Source organism: Actinomadura physcomitrii (genome assembly GCF_008923205.2).
Classification (GTDB): domain Bacteria; phylum Actinomycetota; class Actinomycetes; order Streptosporangiales; family Streptosporangiaceae; genus Spirillospora; species Spirillospora physcomitrii.
Map to the genome: position 1 here is coordinate 31,071 of NZ_WBMS02000025.1, position 21,344 is coordinate 52,414.

Genomic DNA, 21,344 nt, shown 5'->3' on the forward strand with positions numbered 1-21,344 from the left:
CCCTACCCCATTTCGTCAGGGTGGGCGCCTCCTCGGATCCTCTCGGCGGCGGCGTCCGAGCGCTCGGACAACAGGGCCACCGCCGCCTCCTGCCCCAGCATCGCGCCAAGCTTCACCTCCTTGCGCTGCTGCTCGCGCGCTAGGTGAAAGGGCTGCCAGTAGTTCCGACGCATCGCCTCGATGCGCTCGGGCGCATGCCTCCGCCGAGCAGGCCTGGGGAGCTCTCGCAACCACAACGAGCATGTGCTCTTGGAGATGTTGAGCGATTCTGCGATCTCGTCATAGGTCCGCCCCTGGCGGCGGAGCTCGATGGCCTTGGGCTTGAGCTTCTCCCGGATCTCGTCCGGCATTGGTCCAGCCATGACGGAAGAGTACAACGGATTTTAACTGTTCGTGTCCAGTTCGTTGCCCTGCGCACACGAGCTCGTACGACCGAAAGCCCCAAATGGGTTTAGAGCGGCCGTTATCGAGCACTCAACTCGCATCTGCGCCGAACGCGTGGGCGGTTGAGTGGCCTGGTGTGGCCGCTGAGAGAGATTCCCTCTGATTTTACCGGCCGTCCCTGTCCAACTTACGGATCCGTAGGTTACGTTGGCGTAGGTAAGTGGCCCCTAGCCGCAGGAAGTGGTGACGCATGACAACGGCTCCTACCATGGCTCCTCCCCGATCAGAACGACGTCCCGAACTCTCCCCTGACCAGCAGGGCAATGCCGAACGCGCGCTCGTCGCGGTGTTCACCGGCGTCCCGTTCCTGGCCCTGTTCGCGGCCGTCCCGCTCGCCTGGGGCAGGTTCCTCGGCTGGACCGACGTCGCGCTCACGGCCGTGTTCTACGTGCTGTCCGCCGGAGGGATCACGGTGGGGTACCACCGGTACTTCACGCACGGGTCGTTCAAGGCGAACCGCGGACTGAAGATCTTCCTGGCGCTGGCCGGGAGCATGGCCATCCAGGGGCCGGTGATCACCTGGGTCGCCGACCACCGGCGCCACCACAAGCACTCCGACCAGGACTTCGACCCGCACTCGCCGTGGCGGTTCGGGGACGACTGGAAGGCGCTCGCCAAGGGCCTGGTCTGGGCGCACTACGGCTGGCTGTTCGACGCGAACAAGACCTCCAAGCAGCGGTTCGCCAAGGACCTGCTCAAGGACCGCGACATCACCCGGATCCACCTGGCCTTCCCGGGGCTGGTGGCGGTGTCGTTCCTGCTGCCGGCCGCGCTCGGCGGGCTGATCACGATGTCGTGGCTCGGGTTCTTCACGGCGCTGTTCTGGGCGGGGTTCGTGCGGATCACGCTCGTCCACCATGTGACGTGGGCGATCAACTCGATCTGCCACACGTTCGGCAAGGAGCACTTCGAGGTCCGCGACAAGTCCCGCAACGTGTGGTGGCTGGCGATCCCGTCGCTCGGCGAGTCGTGGCACAACCTGCACCACTGCGACCCGACGTGCGCGCGGCACGGGGTGCTGAAGGGGCAGATCGACATCAGCGCGCGGATCATCTGGGCGTTCGAGAAGGCGGGCTGGGCGAAGGACGTCCGGTGGCCGAAGGACGACCGGCTGTCGGCGAAGCGCACGAAGCAGGCGGCTTGACCGTCACAATTGATCCCGTGACAGATCCCGCTCCCAGGCCCCGCAGAAAGCGGATGACCGGCAAGGAACGCCGCGAGCAGCTCGTCGACATCGGCCGCACGCTGTTCGCCGAGCGCGGCCTGGACGGCACCTCGGTGGAGGAGATCGCCTCCGCCGCGGGTGTGTCGAAGCCCGTGGTGTACGAGCACTTCGGCGGTAAGGAGGGGCTCTACGCGGTCGTCGTCGACCGGGAGTTCGAACGGCTGCTGAGCCTGGTGACGGAGGCGCTGAACTCGGCGATCCACTACCGGAGCAAGCTGGAGAAGGCGGCGCTGGCGCTGCTGGAGTACATCGAGGGGCATCCGGACGGGTTCCGGATCCTCGTGCGCGACTCGCACGGCGGCACCGGGACGGGCAGCTACGCGAGCCTGCTCAGCGAGATCGCCGGCGAGGTCGAGTACATCCTCGCGCAGGAGTTCGACCGGCACGACTACGACGGCAAGTTCGCGCCGCTGTACGCGCAGAGCCTCGTCGGGATGGTGGCGCTGACGGGCCAGTGGTGGCTGGACGTCCGCAAGCCGAAGCGCGAGGAGGTCGCCGCGCACGTGGTGAACCTGGCGTGGAACGGGCTGGCGGGGCTGGAGCCGAAGCCGTCGCTGGATCCGCGGCAGCGCCGCAAGGAGATGGAGCGCGCGGAGCGGCGGGCCGAGAAGGCGGCCGCGAAGGCGGAGAAGGCGGCGGAGAAGGCGCAGCGGCGGAGCCGCCGGGACGCCGAGGCCGATTTCGTGGACCCGAGCCCGCATCCGTCGGTCTGAGTCGTCGGGGGCCGGCCGTGCGCGTGGTGCGCGCGGCCGGTCTCGCGCGTCCGGGGGCGGTCAGCTTTCAGGCTGGAGGAATTCGAGGCGGTTGCCGACGGGGTCGTCGGCGTAGCAGCGGCGGTATCCGGGGAACAGGCCGTCGTGGCGGACGTCGTGGCCGGCGGCGCGCAGGCGCGCGGCGAGGGCGTCGAGGTCGCCGGTGAGCAGGCCGGGGTGGGCTTTGCGGGCGGGCCGGAAGTCCTCTTCGATGCCGAGGTGGAGTTCGAGGCCGGGGCCGCGGAACCAGGCGCCGCCGCGCTTGGCGAGCTCGGGCGGCTTGGGGATCTCGTCGAGGCCGAGGACGCCGCCGTAGAAGGCGCGGAGGGCGTCCTCGCTGCCGGGCGGGGCGGCGAGCTGGACGTGGTGGAGGGCGGTGAGCATGCGGTCCTCCTGGCGGACGGACGCCGGCGGCCGTCCGGAGTTCGTCCGGGCGGCCGCCGGCAGGGGTCGCCGGCATCGGGTCGCGAAGCCGGGGCTCGGTGCCGGGCCGGGCGGTCTGCGATCATGTGCGGGTCGCGTCCGCGCGGCCTGGATGCCGCCCGCCGGCCGAGTCGGCGCACCGCAGGGGAACGAGTCGCTTCCCTCGGCCGGCGGGCGGCACCCCGTCTAAGGGGCGTGACGTGCGGCGATCACGAACACTCTCCTGAACGGGAAGACGGTGCCGTAGGGGCGGGCGGGGTAGGCGTCGCGGAGCCGGTCCCGGTAGGCGGTGAGGAACTCCTCGGTCTCGCCGGGCGGGAGCGCGGACAGGACGGGGCGCAGGGCGGTGCCCTTGACCCATTCGAGGATGGGGTCGTCGCCGGTGAGGACCTGCAGGTAGGTGGTCTCCCAGGCGTCGACGGCGCAGCCGAGGCGGGCCAGGCGGTCGAGGTAGCCGGCGGGGTCGAGGACGGGGTCCTCGCGGACGGTGCCGGCGAGGGGGTCGCGCCAGCGCGGTGACCGGCACAGCTCGCGGAGCAGGACGTGGCTGGGGGCGCCGAAGTTGCCGGGGACCTGGAAGGCGAGGCGTCCGCCGGGGGTGAGGGCGTCGATCCAGCGGGGCAGCAGGTCGAGGTGTTCGGGGACCCATTGCAGGACGGCGTTGGAGACGATGAGGTCGACGGGGTGCTCGGGGTGCCAGGCGGTGACGTCGCCGACCTCGAAGGTGAGCCGTCCGGGGATCGTGTGGGCGCGGGCGGCGGCGATCATCTCGGGGGAAGAGTCGAGGGCTCGCACGACCGCGCCGGGCCAGCGGCCGGCGAGGGTCGCGGTGAGCTCCCCGCTCCCGCACCCGAGGTCGACGACGTGCCGTGGCTCGATCGGTCCGAGCCGGCCGACCAGTTCGGTGAACGGCCTGGCGCGCTCGTCGCCGTAGACCCCGTACTGCGCGGGGTCCCATACGGCCTCGGCTTGTCTCGACATCAAGAGACATGATGCCGTGCCCATATCTTGATGTCAAGAATCTTGTGCGCCGCCGCGCCGGGACCGGTGGAGCGTGGCGCTGGAGACGGCGACGGCGACGGCGATGCCACACGACCACGGCCCGTCCCGACGTCGCGGCGGCCAGTTCCACGACGGCGGCGGGCGGCAGCCGGCCGCCCGACCGGGCGCGCTCCTCGCGTTCCCGCTTGAGGTAGAAGAGCGTGTAGTCGACGCCGACGGCCATGCCGATCAGCAGGATGACGTTGGTGCCGACGCCCGCGTCCGGGAAGGCGTGCGAGGCGAGCATCGGCAGGCCCGCGGCCGCGGCGATCGAGGAACCGACCGGTGGACCCGCGGACGGCGAAGGGATCACCCGATCGGGCAGGATCTACGGCAACCGGTGCGCCTGTTCGGTCGGCCCCCTGATCGGCCGCAGGTCCCTCGATATCAAGACAGGTAGGGTTGCGGCATGGAGGATGAGGTCGACCGGCTGGTCGCCGCGTGGCAGGCCGAACGCCCGGACCTGGACGTCCGGCCGCTGCAGGTCCTCAGCCGGGTGTCCCGGCTGGCCCGGCACCTCGACCGCGCCCGCCGCGCCGTGTTCGCCGCGCACGAGGTGGAGTCGTGGGAGTTCGACGTCCTCACCGCGCTGCGCCGGGCCGGCTCCCCGTACCAGCTGAGCCCCGGGCAGCTGCTGCGCGCGACGCTGGTCACGTCCGGCACCATGACCAACCGCATCGACCGGCTCGCCGCCGCCGGCCTGGTCGAGCGGCATCCCGACCCGCAGGACAAGCGCGGCGTCCAGGTCCGCCTCACCGAGGCGGGCCTGACGCGCGTGGACGCCGCGTTCGCCGACCTGCTGGGCCGCGAGCAGGCCATCCTGGAGGCCCTCACCCCCGAGCAGCGCGAGACCCTCGCCGTCCTGCTCCGCACCCTCCTGATCCCCTTCGACGCCTAGGCCCTCAGCGCAGCGCCGCCTCGAGGGCGGCGGCGACGGCGCAGAGCCGCTCCTCGCCGCCCGCCGGGCCGATGAGCTGCACGGACGCCGGCAGGTGCGAGCCCGGCAGCGGGACCGGCAGCGCGAACGCCGGCAGGCCCGCCACGTTGACCGGGCCGGTGAGCATCGTCAGCAGCAGGTCGTCGTCGCCGTCCGGCGGCTCCGGCGCGATCCCGGCGAGCACCGGCAGCGCGAGCACGCCGTGCCGGTCCAGCAGCGCGTCGAACTCCGCCCGGAGCGTCTTGCGCAGCTGCTCCGCCCACGTCCGCCGGCCGGCCGCGGCCTCCTTCAGCACGTTGAGCCGCCGGTACATCCGCTCGCTGATCCTGGACGGGTCGCCGAGCAGCGGGCCGTTCTGCGCGTACGCCTCCTCGCCGACGAACACGCCGTTGGCGAGCGCCGCGTCCTGGAAGTGCTCGCACGTCTCGTCGGTGATCGGGCCGAGGCGGCGGAGCGCGTCGTCCACGGCCGCGTCGATCTTCGGGTCGACGCTCGGGACGCGCAGCCGCCCGATCGTCATGTCCGCGTCATAGTCGCCCGGGGCGAAGGCCGGCTCGATGAGCCGCATGCCGGTGACGACGGCGGCGACGTCGCGGCCCATCGGCCCGACCGTGTCCAGCGTCGGCGACAGCGGGTAGACGCCGTCCAGCGGGACGCGGCCGTGCGTCGTCTTCAGCGACGCGATCCCGCAGCACGCCGCCGGGATCCGGACGGACCCGGCGGTGTCGGTGCCGAACGCGACGTCCGCCTCGCCCGCCGCGACCGCCACCGCCGACCCGCTGGACGACCCGCCCGGCACCCGCGACGGGTCCAGCGGGTTCACCGGCGTCCCCGACCACGGGTTGACGCCGTCGGCGCCCAGGCAGAACTCGGTGAGGTTGGCCTTGCCGACGATACGGGCGCCCTGCGCGCGCGCCGACGCGACGACGGGCGCGTCGGCCGCCGCCGGTTCGGCGCGCTCGGCCACCGCGCGGCTGCCCGCCGTGGTGGGCAGGCCTGCCACGTCGATGGCGTCCTTCACCGCGAGCCGCGGCCCGTCCCCCGGCGCGTCGTCGATCTTCAGGATCCAAGTCGTCATTGGTGGATCATGGCGATTACGAGCGCCGAGCACCAGAGATTCCGCCATATCGGATGCCTGGCGGTATGTCGGGCTAGTCGATGTCCTCGGCGAGCATCAGCCACTCCTCCTCGACCCGCGCGGCCTCCGCCTGGATCTCCTTCAGCCGCCCGTCCAGCTCCTGCAGCTTGACGAAGTCGGTGGCGTGCGCGGCGAGCTGCTCGTGCAGCTCCGCCTCCTGGCCGGACAGCTTCTCCAGGCGGCGTTCGAGACGGTCCAGCTCCTTGCGGGCCTTCCAGTCCTGCCCGCCCTTCGGCTTCGGCTGCGCCGCGGGCGCCTCCTGCGCGCGCGCCTGCGCGGTCCGGGTCTCCGCCGTTCCGGCGGCGCGCCGCTCCAGGTACTCGTCGACCCCGCCCGGAAGCAGCGACACCCGCCCGTCCCCGAGCAGCGCCACCACATGGTCGGTGATGCGCTCCAGGAAGTACCGGTCGTGGCTGACGACCACGAGGGTGCCGGGCCAGCCGTCGAGCAGGTCCTCCAGCTCGGTGAGCGTCTCGATGTCGAGGTCGTTCGTCGGCTCGTCCAGCAGCAGCACGTTCGGCTCGCCCATCAGCAGCCGCAGCACCTGCAGCCGGCGCCGCTCCCCGCCCGACAGGTCGCCGACCGGCGTCCACTGCCGGTCCCCGGCGAACCCGAGCCGCTCCAGCAGCTGGCTCGCCGTCCACTCCCGCTTCCCGACCGTGATGCGGCGGCGGATCTCCTCCACCGACTCCAGCACCCGCCGGGACGGGTCCAGCTCCTCCAGGTTCTGCGACAGGTGCGCCAGCTGGACCGTCTTCCCCCGCACCACCGTGCCGGACACCGGCGCCACCGAGCCGTCCAGCAGCCGCAGCAGCGTGCTCTTCCCGCTGCCGTTGACGCCGACCAGCCCGACCCGATCGCCGGGGCCGAGCCGCCACGTCATCCGCTCGAAGATCGGCCGCCCGGCGTCCCCGCCGCCGAGCCGGACGGTCACGTCCTCGATGTCGTACACGGTCTTGCCGAGCCGCGCCGTCGCGAACTTCGTCAGCTCCACCGAGTCGCGCAGCGGCGGCTCGTCGGCGATCAGCGCCTGCGCCGCGTCCACCCGGAACTTCGGCTTGGACGTGCGGGCCTGCGGGCCGCGCCGCAGCCACGCCAGCTCCTTGCGCAGCAGGTTCTGCCGCTTGGCCTCCGTCGCCGCCGCGATCCGGGACCGCTCCGCCTTCGCCAGCACGTACGCGGAGTAGCCGCCCTCGTAGCGCTCGACGCGGCCGTCCACGACCTCCCACGTCCGGTCGGTGACCTCGTCGAGGAACCACCGGTCGTGCGTGACGACCAGCAGCGCCACCCGGCGGCCCTTCAGGTGCCGGGCCAGCCACGCGATCGCCTCGATGTCCAGGTGGTTGGTCGGCTCGTCCAGCATCAGCAGGTCCGACTCGGGGACCAGCAGCCGCGCCAGCGCGATCCGGCGCCGCTCCCCGCCGGACATCCCGGCCAGCGGCGCGTCCAGATCGACGCCCGCGAGCAGCCCGGCCAGCACGTCGCGGGCGCGCGTGTCGCCCGCCCACTCGTGCTCGGCGCGGTCCCCCAGCACCACCGACCGGACCGTCGCGCCCTCCGGGAACACGTCCCGCTGCGTCAGGTACCCCAGGCGCAGGCCCCGCGCGTGCGTGACGCGGCCCGCGTCCGGCTCCACCTCGCGCGCCAGCACCTGCACCAGCGTGCTCTTGCCGCCGCCGTTGCGGCCGACGACCCCGACCCGGTCGCCCTCGTCGAGGCCGAGGGACACCGCGTCCAGCAGCGGCTTCGGCCCGTACGCCTTCGCGACGTTCTCAACATTGATCAGATTCACGACGCAGTCCAGCCTATTGCCCCGCGCGCACCGCCCGCGCGGCCGGCCGTGGCGCGGTCAGCCCTGCGGCGGGACGGGCGGACCCTGCGGCCCCGGCTGCCCGTACGGCGGCTGCGGCGGGGACTGCGGATTCGGCGGGTACGGGGCGTTCGGCGGGTACGGGACGCCGGGCGGACGGTACGCCGTGTCCGAGCCGCGCTTGCGCGCGCTCGTGGCGGCGAGCACGACGACCAGCACGACCAGGCCGGCGACCACGACGAGGGCCAGAATGATCAGCAGCGAGAGAGCGGCCATACGGCTTCCTGAGTTCGGGGGAGGCGGCACGGGCGCGCACGGGCACGCGTGAGGCGCCGCGGCGTCCGCCGGGCCTCAGCGTAGCGGCGGACGGCGCGCCGCGGTCACCGCGTCGGGGGCGTCGCGGCGGATCGCCCGGTCGCGGCGCACGGCCAGGACGGCGAGCGTCGCCACCATCACGACGGCCACCAGGCCCAGCAGCCCCGTCAGATACGTCATCGCTCCACCTCGTCGCGGAATCGGCGTCAATGATCAGGACGCCCGGCCCGCGCGCGGAGTTCGCTTGTGTGCCGAGAGCACACACCGTGACCGATCGAGCACCCCGGAGGGGCGACGCCCCTGACCGACTCCGCCACCGTCAGAGCACGGTGCCGGATTCAGAGCACGGTGGCGCCGGGCACCGGGCCCTGCGCCCGGACGATCTGCTCGGCCACCCCCGCGCCGTCCAGCGCCACCGCGAGGTCGGCGGCGTCCTCGTCGGTCTCGGCGAGGAACGCGCAGGTCGGGCCCGAGCCGGACACCAGCGCGCCGATCGCGCCGAGGTCGCGTCCGGCGTTCAGCGTGCGGGCCAGCGACGGCCGCAGCTCCAGCGCGGCGGGCTGCAGGTCGTTGGCGAGCGCGGCGCCGAGCGCCTTCGCGTCGCCCGTCGCGAGGGCCGTCATCAGGTCCTCCGCGACCGACGGCCGCGGCGCGCTCTCCCCCGCGGCGTCCCGGAGCCGGTCGCACTCGGCGTACACCGCGGGCGTCGACAGGCCGCCGTCCGCCGCCGCGAACACCCAGTGGAACGTGCCGCGGGTCAGCGCCGGGGTGAGCCGCTCGCCCCGCCCGACCCCGATCGCGGTGCCGCCGAGCAGCGCGAACGGCACGTCGCTGCCGAGCTCGGCGCCCATCTCCATCAGGTCGTCGCGCGCCAGCGCCGGCCGCTCCCGGTCGTCCCACAGCCGCGCGCACGCGACCAGCGCCGCCGCCGCGTCGGCGCTGCCGCCCGCCATGCCGCCCGCGACCGGGATCGCCTTGCGGATCCGCAGCCGCACCCGGGGCTCGACGCCGAGCCGCGACGCGACCAGCACCGCCGCCCGCGCCGCCAGGTTCCGCGCGTCGGTCGGGACCCGGCCGATCGCCACCCGCGAGTACGGCGCCGCCTCGACGGCGAGCTCGAGGCCGTCGGCCGGCTCCGCGGTCAGCTCGTCGAACAGCGACACGGCGTGGAACACGTTCACGAGGTCGTGGTAGCCGTCCTCCCGGATCGGCCCGACGCCGAGCTGGAGGTTGACCTTGGCGGGGACGCGTACCCTCACTGCGCTCACTCCAGAACCCTACGGGAGAGATCAGCCCCCGCTCGTCACGGGGAGGTTGCGGGGGTTGAAGTACGGCGCCGTCGCCAGCTCCCGCAGCGCCGACACCGCGCGCGTGTCGCCCGTCACCGAGTACGCGCGCCGCTTGTCCCGCGCGTCCTCGGCCTGCTCGTCGGAGTCGAAGTAGACGACCGCCTTGACCTGCGGGTCCTCCAGCGTCCTGGTGGCGGCGCGCAGCCACTCGGCGCGCCGCTGCCCGTAGGCCTTCGGCACCCCGAACTCGGCGATCATGATGGGCTTGTGCCGGCCCCGGGCCCACTGCATGAACAGCTTCAGCGTCTCCGACAGGTCCCGGTACTCGTAGTCGGCGCCGGGCGGCGCGTCCGCGCAGATCCAGTCGACCTGGTCGTCGCCCGGGTAGAAGGCGCCCGCGTTGGGCGCGCCGAACCCGCGCGCGCTCGGACACCACACCCAGGCGACGTTGTCGACCTTCTCCGCGGTGAAGATCTGCCGCAGGTGCTTCCACGCGGCGATGAAGTCGGCCGGCGAGTGCACCCGGTCCTTCAGGGACGCCCGGTCCATGTCGCGGGACCAGCGCAGGAACACCGGCTTGCCGGTCGCCTTGATCGCCTTCGCGCGGGCGCGGATCAGCGCGTCGTACTTGCCCTGGACGATCTCCTTGGTGTCGGCGCCCGCCCAGGTCAGCAGCAGGTAGCGGTTGCTGCCGACGACGGAGGTGTCCAGCCCGGTCGGGAACTCCGACTTCCAGCCCCGGTAGCTCTGCACGATGTCCAGCTGCCGCCCCATGTCCCGCTCGAACGCGGAGACGGGCGCCATGCCCGGCTTGTCGGCGTCCTTCCCGGCCGGGCCGGGCGACGCCGAGCCCGAGGCGGTGCCCGACGGGCCGGCGGACGCGGTGCCGGGCGAGGCCGTCGCCGATGGGGACCTGGTCGCCGCGCCGCCCACCGGCGGCGGCACCCACGCGCCGAAGTAGGCGCCCTGCTGCGGCGGGGTCGGGGCGATGCCCGCCCGCGCCGTCGTCGTTATCTTCGGTGCCGCGCCCGCGCCGTCACTGCAGCCCGCCGCCACCGTCGCGACCAGTCCCCCCGCCGCCACCAGCGCCGTCGCCGCCAGCGGCACCCGCGCCGCCCGCGCCCCGCCGGGCCGGAAGGCGCGCGCCGTCCGGGCCCGCCCGGTCCCCGCCCGCGCCGTCCGCGAACGCGCCTTCACCATTGCCCTCCGACTCTTCCGTGTCCATCGCCCCGGCGTGAGTTCCGCCGGAGCCGCTCGCGCGGGCGTCCGTCCCGGGGGAGCCCGCCGCGCCGGGGTCCGCCGTGCCCCCGGCCGCAGCCGCCGGGGCGCTGGGAGCGCCGTCCCCCTCGCTGGAAGGACCATACTCGGCAATACGGGCGAAGGCGGCCACGTCCAGAGCTTCGCCCCGCGCGCGCGGATCGACTCCCGCGGCGCGCAGCGCACGCTCCGCCTCCGCCGCCGACCCGGCCCAGCCCGCCAGCGCCGCCCGCAGCGTCTTGCGACGCTGCGCGAACGCCGCGTCCACCACGGCGAACACCCGCTCGCGGGACGCGGCGGCCGCCGGCGGCTCCCGCCGCGTGAAGGCGACCAGCCCGGAGTCGACGTTCGGCACCGGCCAGAACACCGCCCGGCCGACCGGACCGGCCCGGCGCGCCTCCCCGTACCAGGCGAGCTTCACCGACGGCACCCCGTAGATCTTGCTTCCCGGCGCGGCCACCATCCGGTCGGCGACCTCCGCCTGCACCATCACCAGCGCCGACCGCAGCGACGGCAGCACGTCCAGCAGATGCAGGACGACCGGCACCGCCACGTTGTAGGGCAGGTTCGCCACCAGCGCCGTCGGCGCCGGCCCCGGCACCCGTGTGATCTTCATCGCGTCGGCGCGCACGACCTCCAGCCGGCCCGCCAGCTCCGGCTCCCGCGCCGCCGCCGTCGCCGGCAGCTCCGCCGCCAGCACCGGGTCGATCTCCACCGCGACCACCCGCCGCGCCTCCGGCAGCAGCGCCAGCGTCAGCGACCCCAGCCCCGGCCCGACCTCGATGACCACGTCGTCCGGCCCGAGGCCCGCGGCCCGCACGATCCGCCGGACGGTGTTGGCGTCGATGACGAAGTTCTGCCCGAGCGTCTTGGTCGGCCTGATGCCGAGCCGCGCCGCCAGCTCCCGCACGTCCGCCGGCCCGAGCAGCCCCCGTCTCTCCCCCATGAGAACAAGTGTGGCAGGTCAGGAGAACAGGAACTTCCCGCATACCGGCCACTGCCCCTGCCAGCGCCCGTTCACCCGGTTGTAGAGCAGCTGCGCGCGGTACGTCTGCTCCCCCGCGCTCGCGTCCGACGGCCTGCCCGTCCCGCCGACCGACGCCCACGACGACAGCGAGAACTGGTACAGCCCGTAGTACCCGGACGGGTTCACGGCCTTGGGGTTGCCGTGCGACTCGCAGTTCGCCAGCCCCGCCCAGTTCAGCTTCGCCGCCGCGCCCGTGCCCGCCGACTTCGGCCCCACCGCCACGATCCGCGCCACCGGCTTGCGCTTCACCTTCTGCGCGATGACCGCCTTCACCTTCTTGCCCTTGCGCCGGACGTACGCCATCTGCACGACCTTGACGCCGGCCTTGCCCTTGCGCAACTCCTTCCGCGACCACGGCGGCACCGACGAGCTCTTCTTCTCGATCGTCGGCGCCGGCACCCGGACCGTCTTCGTCACCGGCTTCGACAGCAGCCGCAGCACCTTGATCAACTCCCCGGCGGGCTGCTCGCGCGCCGGCTTCACCAGGTCGTAGCGGCCGAGCTTCACCCCCACCTGGTCCAGCACCTGCTGCACGGTCGTCCCCGTCGTCATCGTCGTCGTCGTCTTCTTGTCCACGACGATGACGACCTTGCGCGGCGCCGGCGCGGACGCCTTCGGCGCGTCCGCCGCGCGCACCGTCGCCTGCGGCTTCGGCGATCCGCCGCCTCCGCACGCCGACGCCAGCAGGACCGTCGCGACCAGGACGGCAGAACTCGCGGGGGCTCGACGCACCGTTCCTCCAGGGGGAGCCGAACGGGCCTGGGGGCGCCCGTTCAACGGCCAGACACTAGAGCGGAAGGGCCCTCCCCCGCCACCTCAACGCCCACACGGGTCCCGCCGCCCCCGCGGGTAAGAAGAAGCGAACCCGAACGGCCATACTCATAGAGTCACTATCTGACTACATTAAGTAATCGAGAGTCCGTCTCGACCAGAAGGGAGCCCACGCCGAACGCGGGTGTCCAGGGCGCGGAAGCCCGCGAAGAGGCCAGGGGGCCGGTGCGGACGGCCAGAGCCCGGCCGTCCGCACCGTCCTTATTGCTTTGTTCTCGGCGTCAGGCGCTGGAGCGCCTTCCTTCAACGAGCAAAGCGGCGATCGCTGTGTCCATTGCATCGCCCTCGGCGGTCGGGACTGGGGGCCCTCCCTTCAACGGGCGCTGCGGCGATCGCTGCATCGCTCCGACTCGCCTAGCGGCTCGCTGCGCGATCGGATCCTTGCTTCGCTCGAATCCGGCTTCGCACGCGATCGCAACGTCCCGGCACCCGCATCCTCAGCCTACGGACGATCGCCTTTCCGCCCCCGCGTGGTGCTCACGCCCCCTATGTCACCGCGCCCGCTCCCCTCGTGCCCTGTCTCCGCTCGGCGCCTTCCACCCCGTGCGTGCCGCTTCCTTCCGCCCGCCGCCGCGGCCGCTCCGGTCGTAGGCCTGTCCGCTCGGCGCCTTCCCGCCCGCGCGTGGGGCTTCCACGCGTCGCCGCGGCCGCTCCGGGCGTGCGCTGTCCGTTCGGCGCTTCCGCGCGGCGCGGCGGCCGCTCCGGTCAAGGCCCTGTCCGCATTGCGTCTTCCTGCGGTGCGTGGGGCTCTTGCGCGGCGGGCGCCCTGGTCGTGGGGCTGGCTGCTCGGCGTCCTTGTGCGCGTGTGCGGGGCTTTCGTGCGGCGCGGCCGGGCTTGGGGTTTCGGGGGTCTAGGCGGTTGCTTGGGCGGCGGATTGGCCGGCGGCTCTCGCGGAGAAGAGGCAGCCGCCCAGGAAGGTGCCCTCCAGGGCGTTGTAGCCGTGGACGCCTCCGCCGCCGAATCCGGCGACCTCGCCGGCCGCGTACAGGCCGTCCACAGGGCGGCCGTCCAGGGCGAGGGCGCGGGAGTCCAGGTCGGTCTGGATGCCGCCCAGCGTCTTGCGGGTGAGGACGTGCAGCTTCACGCCGATCAGCGGGCCGACGGACGGGTCGAGGAGGCGGTGGGGGGCGGCGGTGCGGCTGAGCCGGTCGCCGAGGAAGCGGCGGGAGTTCCGGATGTCCTGGATCTGGGCGTCCTTGGTGAAGGGGTTGGCGATCTGCAGGTCGCGGGCCTCTATCTGGCGGCGCAGGAGCGCGGCGTCCAGGAGCGGCTCGTCGGTGAGGGCGTTCATGCCGGCGACGAGGTCGTCGAGGGTGCGGGCGACGGTGAAGTCGGCGCCGTGGCGCTTGAACGCCTCGACCGGGGCGGGCGCGCCCTTGGACAGGACGCGTTCGCGCAGCACCCTCCTGCGGTCGCCGCTGGTGATGTCGGGGTTCTGCTCCGAGCCCGACAGCGCGAACTCCCGCTCGATGATCTTCTGGGTGAGGACGAACCAGGAGTGGTCGTAGGCGGCGATGTCCGGGGTGGTGCGGAGGTGCTCGAGGGTCGCGAGGGTGTCGTGGCCGGGGAGGCAGGGCACGGGGAGGCGCCGTCCCAGGGCGTCGAACCACATGGCGGACGGGCCCGGCAGGATCCTGATCGCGTGGCCGGGCCAGATCGGGTCCCAGTTGCGGACGCCCTCGGTGTAGTGCCACATCCGGTCGCGGTTGACGAGGCGGACCCCGGCGGCGGCGCTGATGTCGAGCATCCGGCCGTCCACGTAGGCGGGCACGCCGGTGATCATGCGGGCGGGCGGGGTGCCGAGGCGGTCCGGCCAGTACCGGCGGACCATCTCGTGGTTCCCGCCGATCCCGCCGCTGGTGACGATCACCGCCTGCGCCGACAGCTCGAACGTCCCCGTCCGCTCGCGGTTGGACGCGACGCCGCGGGGTGCGTCGTCGGCGGCGAGGACGGTGCCGTGCACTCCGGTCACGGCCCCGTTGGTGAGAGTCAGGCCATCGACGCGGTGGCGATGGTGGAAGGTGAGAAGGCCCTCGTCGGCAGCGCGGCGGGCGCTGCGGACGAACGGCGCGACGACGCCGGTGCCGGTCCCCCAGGCGATGTGGAAGCGCGGCACCGAGTTGCCGTGGCCGTCGGCGCGCAGGTCGCCGCGCTCGGCCCAGCCCACCACCGGGGTCAGGCGGACGCCGTGGGACGCCAGCCAGGCCCGCTTCTCCCCGGCGGCGAACTCCACATAGGCGCGGGCCCACCGGGCGGCCCAGGCGTCCTCGTCGTCGAGGCGGTCGAACCGGGCGCTGCCCTGCCAGTCGTTCCAGGCCAGCTCGAAGGAGTCGCGGACGCGGAGCCGCCGCTGCTCCGGGGTGTCGACCAGGAACAGCCCGCCGAGCGACCAGTACGCCTGCCCGCCGAGGTTCGCGGCGTTCTCCTGCTCCACGAGCGCGACCCGGCGGCCGCGCGCCGTCAGCTCGTGCGCGGCGACCAGCCCGGCGAGCCCCGCGCCGACGACGATGGCGTCCGCGTCCATCCCGGCTACCGCGGGGTCACCATGGGCCGAAAATGCGTTCGCCGTTGGCGGCGATCGCGGTACAGAGGTCGGCCAGGTCGACGTTCTTGACCTCCGCCATCGCCCGGACGGTGTGCGGGATCAGGTACGAGGCGTTCGGCTTGCCGCGGTTCGGGACGGGGGTGAGGAACGGCGCGTCGGTCTCGACGAGGACGAGGTCGAGGGGCGCGACGCGCAGCGCCTCGCGCAGCGGCTCGGCGTTCTTGAACGTGACGTTCCCGGCGAAGCTCATCACGTAGCCGCGGTCGGCGCAGAGCTTCGCCATGGCGGCGTCGCCGGAGAAGCAGTGGAACACCACCTTCTCGGGCGCGCCCTCCTCGCGGAGGATCGCCAGGACGTCGTCGTGGGCCTCGCGGTCGTGGATCACGAGGGCCTTGCCGGTGCGCTTGGCGATCGCGATGTGCGCGCGGAACGAGGCGTGCTGGTCGGTCCTCGGCGCCCAGTCGCGGTAGTAGTCCAGGCCCGTCTCGCCGATCGCCCGCACCTTCGGGTGCGCGGCCATCGCCTCGATGTCGTGCAGGACGTCGCCGGAGATGCCGGTGGTCTCGTTCGGGTGGATCGCCACGCCCGCGTACACGTCGTCGAACTCGACGGTGGCGTCGACCGCGAACCGCGACGACGGCAGGTCGCAGCCGATCGTGACGATCCGGGTGACGCCGGCCGCCTTCGCCGAGTGCAGCTGCTCGCTGACCGGCGTGTCGACGATGTCGAGGTGGCAGTGGCTGTCGAACACCTCGGCCGGGAGGCGTTCGGGCAGCGGCGGGAACGGCCGGGCGACCTCGCCGCCCCGGTCGTCCGCCGGGCTCACTCGGCCTCCAGCCGGGCGAGCTCCTCGTCCACCACGGACGTGTCGAGCTTCTTGAACAGCGGCGTCGGCTTCGCCAGCGGGACGCCGGGCTTGATCGGCGTCGACTCCCAGCGCGCCGCGGTGTCGTAGTCGCCGGTGAGGACGGTGTAGTCGGGGCCGCCCTCCTCCGAGACCGTCTCCAGCCGCGGCATGCCGCTCCACACGCCCTCGCCGCCGAGCAGCTCGTACACCTTCTGCGAGGAGTTCGGCAGGAACGGGGTCAGCAGCGTCTTGGCGTCGTCGACGACCTGCAGCGCGGTGTGCAGGATCGACTGGACGCGGGCCGGGTCGTCCTTCAGCTTCCAGGGCGCCTGGTCGGACAGGTACCGGTTGGCGTCCCGGACGACGTCGAGCGCCTCGGTGATCGCGTTCTTGAACCGGGACCGCTCGAGCTCGGCGCCGACCGCCGCGAACCCGCTGCGGCTGCGCTCCATCAGCGCGCGGTCGGCGTCGGTGAGGTCGCCGGGCTCGGGGATCGCGCCGAAGTTCTTCGCGGCCATGTTCACCGAGCGGTTGACGAGGTTGCCCCACGCGGCGACCAGCTCGTCGTTGTTGCGGCGGACGAACTCCGACCAGGTGAAGTCGGTGTCGTTGTTCTCCGGGCCGGCGACGGCGACGTAGTAGCGCAGCGCGTCGACGTCGTAGCGCTCGAGGAAGTCCTTGACGTAGATGACGACGTTGCGGGACGAGGAGAACTTGCGGCCCTCCATCGTCAGGAACTCCGACGACACGACCTCGGTCGGGGTGTTCAGCGCGCCCATCGAGCCGGGCTTGCCGCCCTTGTCGCCCCGGCCGCTGTAGCCGAGCAGCATCGCCGGCCAGATCTCGGCGTGGAAGACGATGTTGTCCTTGCCCATGAAGTAGTAGGACAGCGCGTCCGGGTCCTGCCACCAGGCGCGCCAGGCCTCCGGGTCGCCGGACCGCCTCGCCCACTCCACGGACGCCGAGAAGTAGCCGACGACCGCGTCGAACCAGACGTACAGCTTCTTCGCCGGGTTGTCGCGCCAGCCGTCCAGCGGGATCGGCACGCCCCAGTCGAGGTCGCGGCTGATCGCCCGCGGCTGGATGTCGTCCAGCAGGTTCAGCGCGAACTTCAGCACGTTCGGCCGCCACGCCAGCGCCCCGTTCTGCTTGCCGCGCAGGTAGCGGCCGAGCACCTCGGTGAAGGCCGGCAGGTCGAGCATGAAGTGCTCGGTCTCCACGAACTTCGGCGTCTCGCCGTTGATCCGCGACACCGGGTTGATCAGGTCGATCGGGTCGAGCTGGTTGCCGCAGTTGTCGCACTGGTCGCCGCGCGCGCCGTCGTACCCGCAGATCGGGCAGGTGCCCTCGATGTAGCGGTCCGGCAGCGTCCGTCCGGTGGACGGCGAGATCGCGCCCATCGTCTTGGTCGGGAAGATGTAGCCGTTGTCGTACAGGCCCTTGAAGACCTCCTGGACGATCGCGTAGTGGTTCAGCGTCGTCGTCCGGGTGAACAGGTCGTAGGTCATGCCGAGGCCGTGCAGGTCCTCGGCGATCACGCGGTTGTAGCGGTCGGCCAGCTCGCGGGCGGTCAGGCCCTCCTTGTCGGCCTGCACCTGGATCGGCGTGCCGTGCTCGTCGGTGCCGCTGACCATCAGGACCTTGTTGCCCGCCATCCGCTGGTAGCGGCTGAACATGTCGGCGGGCAGCGCGAAACCGGAGACGTGCCCGATGTGACGGGGCCCGTTGGCGTACGGCCAGGCGGGCGCGGTCAGGATGTGTCGGCTTGACGAGGACATGGAATCAAGGGTAGTCGCGCGGCCCCCGTGGGCCGCACCAATATCGCCTCCTGTGGATAACTCCCGGATGGACGCCGGCTGGAAGGTTCCTGGAAGATCCGGCACGGCCGACTACGACGGGTCCGGCACGCGAGTAGCCTGGTCCGGCGCCAAGCGCAGTCCAGCTCGTCGTCCAGCCGGGGGCAGAAGCCAGCCATGCCGCAGACCACGGCCGACCAGCCGGCCGTCACGCAGGAAACGACCACCGGGCGGGCGGACGGCGCGCCCCGGCGGCTGATCGCCCGGATCCGCCGCAGCCGCCGCGTGTGGTGGCTGGCCCTGCTCGTCGGGGTCTGCGCCGTCACGGCGCAGTGGGTGCTGATGACCCCTCCGCTCTACTTCGACCCTTACTACGTGTGGCTCGCGGCCCGCGACTGGCCCGACATCCCGCTCGGCGTCTTCCCGTTCGACGAGGTCCCGCACCAGGTGACGCGGATCGGGCTGGTGCTGCCCGCGCGGCTCGTCCAGGACGTCCTCGGCCCCGGCCAGGCCGCCTACTTCGTGATCGCCGCGCTCGGCGGCATCGCCTTCTTCGTCGGCACGTACCTGGTGGTGCGGGCGCTGTTCGGGGACGTCGCAGGGCTGCTGTCGGCCGGGATCCTGCTGGTCCACCCGTTCTTCACGATGACCAACCCGTTCGGCCACGAGATCACCTGGTCGACCGGGGTGATGCTGCCCGACATGCCGGGCGCCGGGCTGTTCGCGATCGGGATGGCGGCGCTGGTGGTGGCGAGCCGCCGGGAGGGGCGCGTCCAGACGAAATTCCTGCTGGCGGCGGGGCTCCTGCTCGGCTGCTCGTTCCTCGTCCGGGAGTTCCTGGCGTTCCTGTTCCTGGCGATCCCCGCCTACCTGGCGCTGCTGCGGATCCCGTGGCGGCGCAACGTCACGGTCGGCGCGCCGATGGCGCTCGTGCTGGCGTTCAACTTCGTCCACAACCAGATCGTGTGGGGCAACCCGCTCGCCGGGCTGATCTCGGCGGCCGAGCACGGCGGCGAGTCCCGCGACTACGTGACGCGGGGGCTCGCGGCCCGCTCGTTCCTGCGCGCGATGCACGACTGGAACCCGCTCGGCACGATCTTCGTCGCGGCGCTCGTCCTCACGATCGTCGGGTTCGCGGTCACCCGCGACCGGCGGCTCGCGCTGGTGCTGGTGTGGTTCTTCACCCTCGCCGTCCCGCTGACGATCTTCTCCGGGGTGCTCGACCCGCACAGCATCTCGCTGCGCGCCTGGCTGCAGCGGTACTGGTTCGGGGTGCTGCCCGCGCTGCTGGCCGGCGGGTTCGGGTCGCTGATCCTGATGTTCAGGATGATCCCGGACGGCCTGGTCGCGCGGCTGCGGCTGCGGACCATCGCCGTCCCGGCCGTGGCGGTGGTGCTCGGCGGCGCGTACGTGTGGGCCGCCGTGACGGCCGTCCCGGAACTGCCGCGCGACAAGGCCTGGAACCAGCTGCGGATCTACCTCGGCAAGCACCAGGACACGAAGCTGATCTGCGCGGACCGGCGCCTCGCGCAGACCCTGACGTTCTACACGCGGGACATGTGGGGCAAGCCGATCTGGCACGGCGAGATCCGCGACTTCCCGCACTACGTGCCGCAGCTTCCGCTCGACGCCCTCAAGGGCCCGATGCTGTACACGCACTGGCGCGGCCAGGAGTCGCAGATCGCGGGCGGCTGGCGGCCGGACCCGGCGAAGGGCTGGCGGCTGATGTGGCGGTCGTCAGACGGCGTCCTGCAGCTGTGGAACCCGCCGCCCGGCGCCACCGGCTGACCGGCGCGCGCTCAGCGGGTCCAGGCGACCCAGTCGCCCTCGACGGTGCGGCGGCTGTCGACGACCTTCCAGCCCGCAGGCGCGCCGTGCGGCCAGGACCGCTCCGCCGGGACGTTCCTGGGCCACCACATGATGACCATGTCCGCGTTGCGGGGCGCCGGTGTGGTCTGGGCGTTGAAGACGCTGCCGTCGCTCCACCAGGCCCAGTAGTACTGGCCCAGGCGGATCGTCCACGGGACGTTCCAGTCGATCGCGACGGACCGGGCGTCACGCAGGCCGGGGACCTCCCGCAGGTCGGTGTGCGCGGTCTCGGCGGCGACCAGCGGGTGGGCGATCCGGTCGGTGGCGGTGACCGACATCGCGAGCACCACCGCCGCGAGGAGCCCGGCGAGCAGCGCGGGGCCGTGCCGGCGCAGCAGCACCGCGGCCACGGCGAGGCCGAGGAGGACGAACCCGGCGGCGGTGGCGTGCCACAGCTCGAACGACTTCCAGTCCCAGGTCAGGAAGGACGTCTCCGGGAAGTCGTACGACGTGAACGTGTACTTGGTCAGCCGGTCGCCGGCGTACCACTCGACCACGCACGCCGCGAGGACGGTCAGGACGGCGGCAGACGCAGCCACCAGCGCCAGGGTCCGCCGCGCCGCCCGCAGCAGCACCGCGACCCCCACCATGAACAGGACCGGGGTGATGCACGCCAGGTAGCGGCCGTACACGTAGTTGCCAATGCGGTACTCGTCCGGGAGCGCCGCGGACGTCGCGAACGCGATGCCCGCCACGATCGCCAGGACGCCGAGCGCCAGCGTCCGCTGCCGCGGCGGCGTGCCGCGCCGGACGGCGACGAAAGCGACCGTGATGAGGCCGATCGCCGCGATCCCGCCCGTCGCGACGGCCTGGTACCAGACCTGGCCGGTGCCGAGCGACAGCATCCAGGCCCAGCCGTCCTGCGTGGTGACGCGGCGGACGAGGTTCCCGCTCAGGTTGTTGTCTCCCGATGGGTACATGAGCGGCAGCAACGAGCGGTTCAGCAGCGTCCCCGCGCCGGCCGCCGCGGCGAGCGCGAACGCCGACACCGCGACGCCGCGCCAGGACCGCCACCGCAGCACCAGTGCGGCCGCCAGCAGGACGGCGTGGACGCCCAGCAGGATCGTCCCGCGCGTGTGCGAGGTGTAGGCGAACGCGACCAGCAGCGACGCGCCCGCCCCGTACAGCGTCACCCGCCGCATCTCCCCGGCGCGCGCGCGGCCGGCGTGCAGCCACGCGTGGACGAGCAGCAGCCAGCCCACCACGACCACCGGCAGGACCGCGTCCGTCAGCGCGAACTCGGAGAAGAACAGCACGCCCGGCAGCAGCGCGGTGACGTGCGCGAACAGGTACGCCCAGCGCCGGCGCACGTGCAGCGCCCGCAGCGTCAGGTAGGCCAGCGGCATCATCAGCGCGCTGATCAGGGCGTTCACGACCAGCGCGCCCCGGTAGACGCTCACCGGGTCGTGCGCGATCCACAGCACCGGCGCCAGCAGCAGCGGGTAGCCGCCGCGGTACACCGTCCCGTACGACATGTCGGCGCCGGGGCCGCCGGTCAGGACCCGCGCGGCGAACAGGTACCCCGACTCGTCGGGCGTCGCCACCGGCATCGTCTGCCCGGACGCCAGCCACAGCCGCACCGCGACCTGCATCGCCCAGCCGAGCACGAACAGCAGCACCCAGCGGCGCCGCCGCGCCGACGGCGGGACGTCCCTGCCGGGCGAGGCCGCGGAGGGCGGACGGGAAAGGACCGGCGGCGCGGCCTCGGTGCTCACGGCCGCCCGATCCGCCGGCCGCGCGCGGTCAGGGAACGAAGATCCATGTTCGTTTCAGCGTGTCACAGCGCCGGGCGGGGCG

At 72.8% G+C, this 21,344-nt stretch carries 18 protein-coding genes and 1 pseudogene; 4 read left to right on the forward strand and 15 right to left on the reverse strand.

The features are described 5' to 3' along the window. Positions 1–2 precede the first annotated feature (2 nt). Positions 3–350 carry a helix-turn-helix domain-containing protein gene (locus F8568_RS28160; RefSeq protein WP_160573784.1) on the reverse strand — a complete coding sequence of 116 codons (348 nt, stop codon included), beginning with the start codon at positions 348–350 and terminating at the stop codon, positions 3–5. A 284-nt stretch (positions 351–634) separates the two neighbouring features. Between F8568_RS28160 and F8568_RS28165 the strand changes: the two genes are divergently transcribed. Both F8568_RS28165 and F8568_RS28170 read left to right on the forward strand, forming a co-directional pair. Continuing rightward, complete coding sequence (locus tag F8568_RS28165; RefSeq protein ID WP_151596720.1) at positions 635–1,588, forward strand: acyl-CoA desaturase; 954 nt, start codon at positions 635–637, stop codon at positions 1,586–1,588. A gap of 53 nt (positions 1,589–1,641) precedes the next feature. Next, positions 1,642–2,382, forward strand: coding sequence for a TetR/AcrR family transcriptional regulator (locus tag F8568_RS28170; protein ID WP_202125436.1), 741 nt, complete (start codon positions 1,642–1,644; stop codon positions 2,380–2,382). A gap of 60 nt (positions 2,383–2,442) precedes the next feature. Here F8568_RS28170 and F8568_RS28175 read toward each other — a convergent pair whose 3' ends face one another. Then, entirely contained in the window at positions 2,443–2,805 is a 363-nt protein-coding gene (locus F8568_RS28175; RefSeq protein WP_151596721.1) for a VOC family protein, read from the reverse strand. 225 nt (positions 2,806–3,030) lie between these two features. Then, on the reverse strand, positions 3,031–3,825 hold the full coding sequence (locus F8568_RS28180; RefSeq protein WP_151596722.1) for a trans-aconitate 2-methyltransferase: 795 nt from the start codon (positions 3,823–3,825) through the stop codon (positions 3,031–3,033). 469 nt (positions 3,826–4,294) lie between these two features. Here F8568_RS28180 and F8568_RS28190 point away from each other — a divergent pair, with 469 nt between their 5' ends. Further along, the gene (locus F8568_RS28190; protein WP_151596723.1) at positions 4,295–4,783 is read left to right on the forward strand and encodes a MarR family winged helix-turn-helix transcriptional regulator; all 489 of its coding nucleotides are present in this window, start codon (positions 4,295–4,297) and stop codon (positions 4,781–4,783) included. A 4-nt stretch (positions 4,784–4,787) separates the two neighbouring features. On the opposite strand, the gene F8568_RS28195 is transcribed toward F8568_RS28190, so the two are convergent. From F8568_RS28195 to metG, 11 genes and pseudogenes are all read right to left on the reverse strand, one after another. Next, positions 4,788–5,900 carry an amidase gene (locus tag F8568_RS28195; RefSeq protein WP_160573785.1) on the reverse strand — a complete coding sequence of 371 codons (1,113 nt, stop codon included), beginning with the start codon at positions 5,898–5,900 and terminating at the stop codon, positions 4,788–4,790. Between the two features lie 73 nt (positions 5,901–5,973). Further along, positions 5,974–7,752 carry an ABC-F family ATP-binding cassette domain-containing protein gene (locus tag F8568_RS28200; RefSeq protein WP_151596725.1) on the reverse strand — a complete coding sequence of 593 codons (1,779 nt, stop codon included), beginning with the start codon at positions 7,750–7,752 and terminating at the stop codon, positions 5,974–5,976. A gap of 57 nt (positions 7,753–7,809) precedes the next feature. Continuing rightward, a complete protein-coding gene (locus tag F8568_RS28205; protein ID WP_151596726.1) occupies positions 7,810–8,046 on the reverse strand; it encodes a hypothetical protein in 237 nt (78 codons plus the stop codon). A gap of 75 nt (positions 8,047–8,121) precedes the next feature. Further along, complete coding sequence (locus F8568_RS28210) at positions 8,122–8,265, reverse strand: hypothetical protein (protein WP_160573786.1); 144 nt, start codon at positions 8,263–8,265, stop codon at positions 8,122–8,124. A gap of 158 nt (positions 8,266–8,423) precedes the next feature. Continuing rightward, a complete protein-coding gene (locus tag F8568_RS28215) occupies positions 8,424–9,344 on the reverse strand; it encodes a 4-(cytidine 5'-diphospho)-2-C-methyl-D-erythritol kinase (protein WP_328601057.1) in 921 nt (306 codons plus the stop codon). A 30-nt stretch (positions 9,345–9,374) separates the two neighbouring features. Next, positions 9,375–10,574 carry a glycoside hydrolase family 26 protein gene (locus tag F8568_RS28220; protein ID WP_236009256.1) on the reverse strand — a complete coding sequence of 400 codons (1,200 nt, stop codon included), beginning with the start codon at positions 10,572–10,574 and terminating at the stop codon, positions 9,375–9,377. 154 nt (positions 10,575–10,728) lie between these two features. Further along, positions 10,729–11,577 (reverse strand): annotated as a pseudogene (gene rsmA, locus F8568_RS28225) (16S rRNA (adenine(1518)-N(6)/adenine(1519)-N(6))-dimethyltransferase RsmA); the annotation flags it as partial. 18 nt (positions 11,578–11,595) lie between these two features. Beyond that, a complete protein-coding gene (locus tag F8568_RS28230; protein ID WP_151596728.1) occupies positions 11,596–12,390 on the reverse strand; it encodes a transglycosylase family protein in 795 nt (264 codons plus the stop codon). A gap of 950 nt (positions 12,391–13,340) precedes the next feature. Then, entirely contained in the window at positions 13,341–15,014 is a 1,674-nt protein-coding gene (locus tag F8568_RS28235) for an FAD-binding dehydrogenase (RefSeq protein WP_151596729.1), read from the reverse strand. Positions 15,015–15,030: 16 nt separating this feature from the next. Then, positions 15,031–15,861 (reverse strand): TatD family hydrolase, encoded by an 831-nt coding sequence (locus F8568_RS28240; protein WP_151596730.1) that lies wholly within the window; start codon positions 15,859–15,861, stop codon positions 15,031–15,033. Continuing rightward, complete coding sequence (gene metG / locus F8568_RS28245) at positions 15,858–17,660, reverse strand: methionine--tRNA ligase (protein WP_151596731.1); 1,803 nt, start codon at positions 17,658–17,660, stop codon at positions 15,858–15,860. Before metG ends, F8568_RS28240 begins: the two co-directional genes overlap by 4 nt. A gap of 195 nt (positions 17,661–17,855) precedes the next feature. On the opposite strand from metG, the gene F8568_RS28250 reads away from it, so the two are divergent. Beyond that, positions 17,856–19,466, forward strand: a complete 1,611-nt coding sequence (locus tag F8568_RS28250) for a glycosyltransferase family 39 protein (protein WP_151596732.1) — start codon at positions 17,856–17,858, stop codon at positions 19,464–19,466. An 11-nt stretch (positions 19,467–19,477) separates the two neighbouring features. On the opposite strand, the gene F8568_RS28255 is transcribed toward F8568_RS28250, so the two are convergent. Further along, positions 19,478–21,262: a hypothetical protein gene (locus tag F8568_RS28255; RefSeq protein ID WP_151596733.1), complete on the reverse strand. Its 1,785-nt coding sequence runs from the start codon at positions 21,260–21,262 to the stop codon at positions 19,478–19,480. Positions 21,263–21,344: the final 82 nt, after the last annotated feature.

What these genes read in the sequence shown, in the direction of transcription:
- F8568_RS28160 (WP_160573784.1), bottom strand. Translation starts at nt 350, where the DNA reads ATGCCGGACGAGATCCGGGAGAAGCTCAAGCCCAAGGCCATCGAGCTC.
- F8568_RS28165 (WP_151596720.1), top strand. Translation starts at nt 635, where the DNA reads ATGACAACGGCTCCTACCATGGCTCCTCCCCGATCAGAACGACGTCCC.
- F8568_RS28170 (WP_202125436.1), top strand. Translation starts at nt 1,642, where the DNA reads ATGACCGGCAAGGAACGCCGCGAGCAGCTCGTCGACATCGGCCGCACG.
- F8568_RS28175 (WP_151596721.1), bottom strand. Translation starts at nt 2,805, where the DNA reads ATGCTCACCGCCCTCCACCACGTCCAGCTCGCCGCCCCGCCCGGCAGC.
- F8568_RS28180 (WP_151596722.1), bottom strand. Translation starts at nt 3,825, where the DNA reads ATGTCGAGACAAGCCGAGGCCGTATGGGACCCCGCGCAGTACGGGGTC.
- F8568_RS28190 (WP_151596723.1), top strand. Translation starts at nt 4,295, where the DNA reads ATGGAGGATGAGGTCGACCGGCTGGTCGCCGCGTGGCAGGCCGAACGC.
- F8568_RS28195 (WP_160573785.1), bottom strand. Translation starts at nt 5,900, where the DNA reads ATGACGACTTGGATCCTGAAGATCGACGACGCGCCGGGGGACGGGCCG.
- F8568_RS28205 (WP_151596726.1), bottom strand. Translation starts at nt 8,046, where the DNA reads ATGGCCGCTCTCTCGCTGCTGATCATTCTGGCCCTCGTCGTGGTCGCC.
- F8568_RS28210 (WP_160573786.1), bottom strand. Translation starts at nt 8,265, where the DNA reads ATGACGTATCTGACGGGGCTGCTGGGCCTGGTGGCCGTCGTGATGGTG.
- F8568_RS28220 (WP_236009256.1), bottom strand. Translation starts at nt 10,574, where the DNA reads ATGGTGAAGGCGCGTTCGCGGACGGCGCGGGCGGGGACCGGGCGGGCC.
- F8568_RS28235 (WP_151596729.1), bottom strand. Translation starts at nt 15,014, where the DNA reads ATGGACGCGGACGCCATCGTCGTCGGCGCGGGGCTCGCCGGGCTGGTC.
- metG (WP_151596731.1), bottom strand. Translation starts at nt 17,660, where the DNA reads ATGTCCTCGTCAAGCCGACACATCCTGACCGCGCCCGCCTGGCCGTAC.
- F8568_RS28250 (WP_151596732.1), top strand. Translation starts at nt 17,856, where the DNA reads ATGCCGCAGACCACGGCCGACCAGCCGGCCGTCACGCAGGAAACGACC.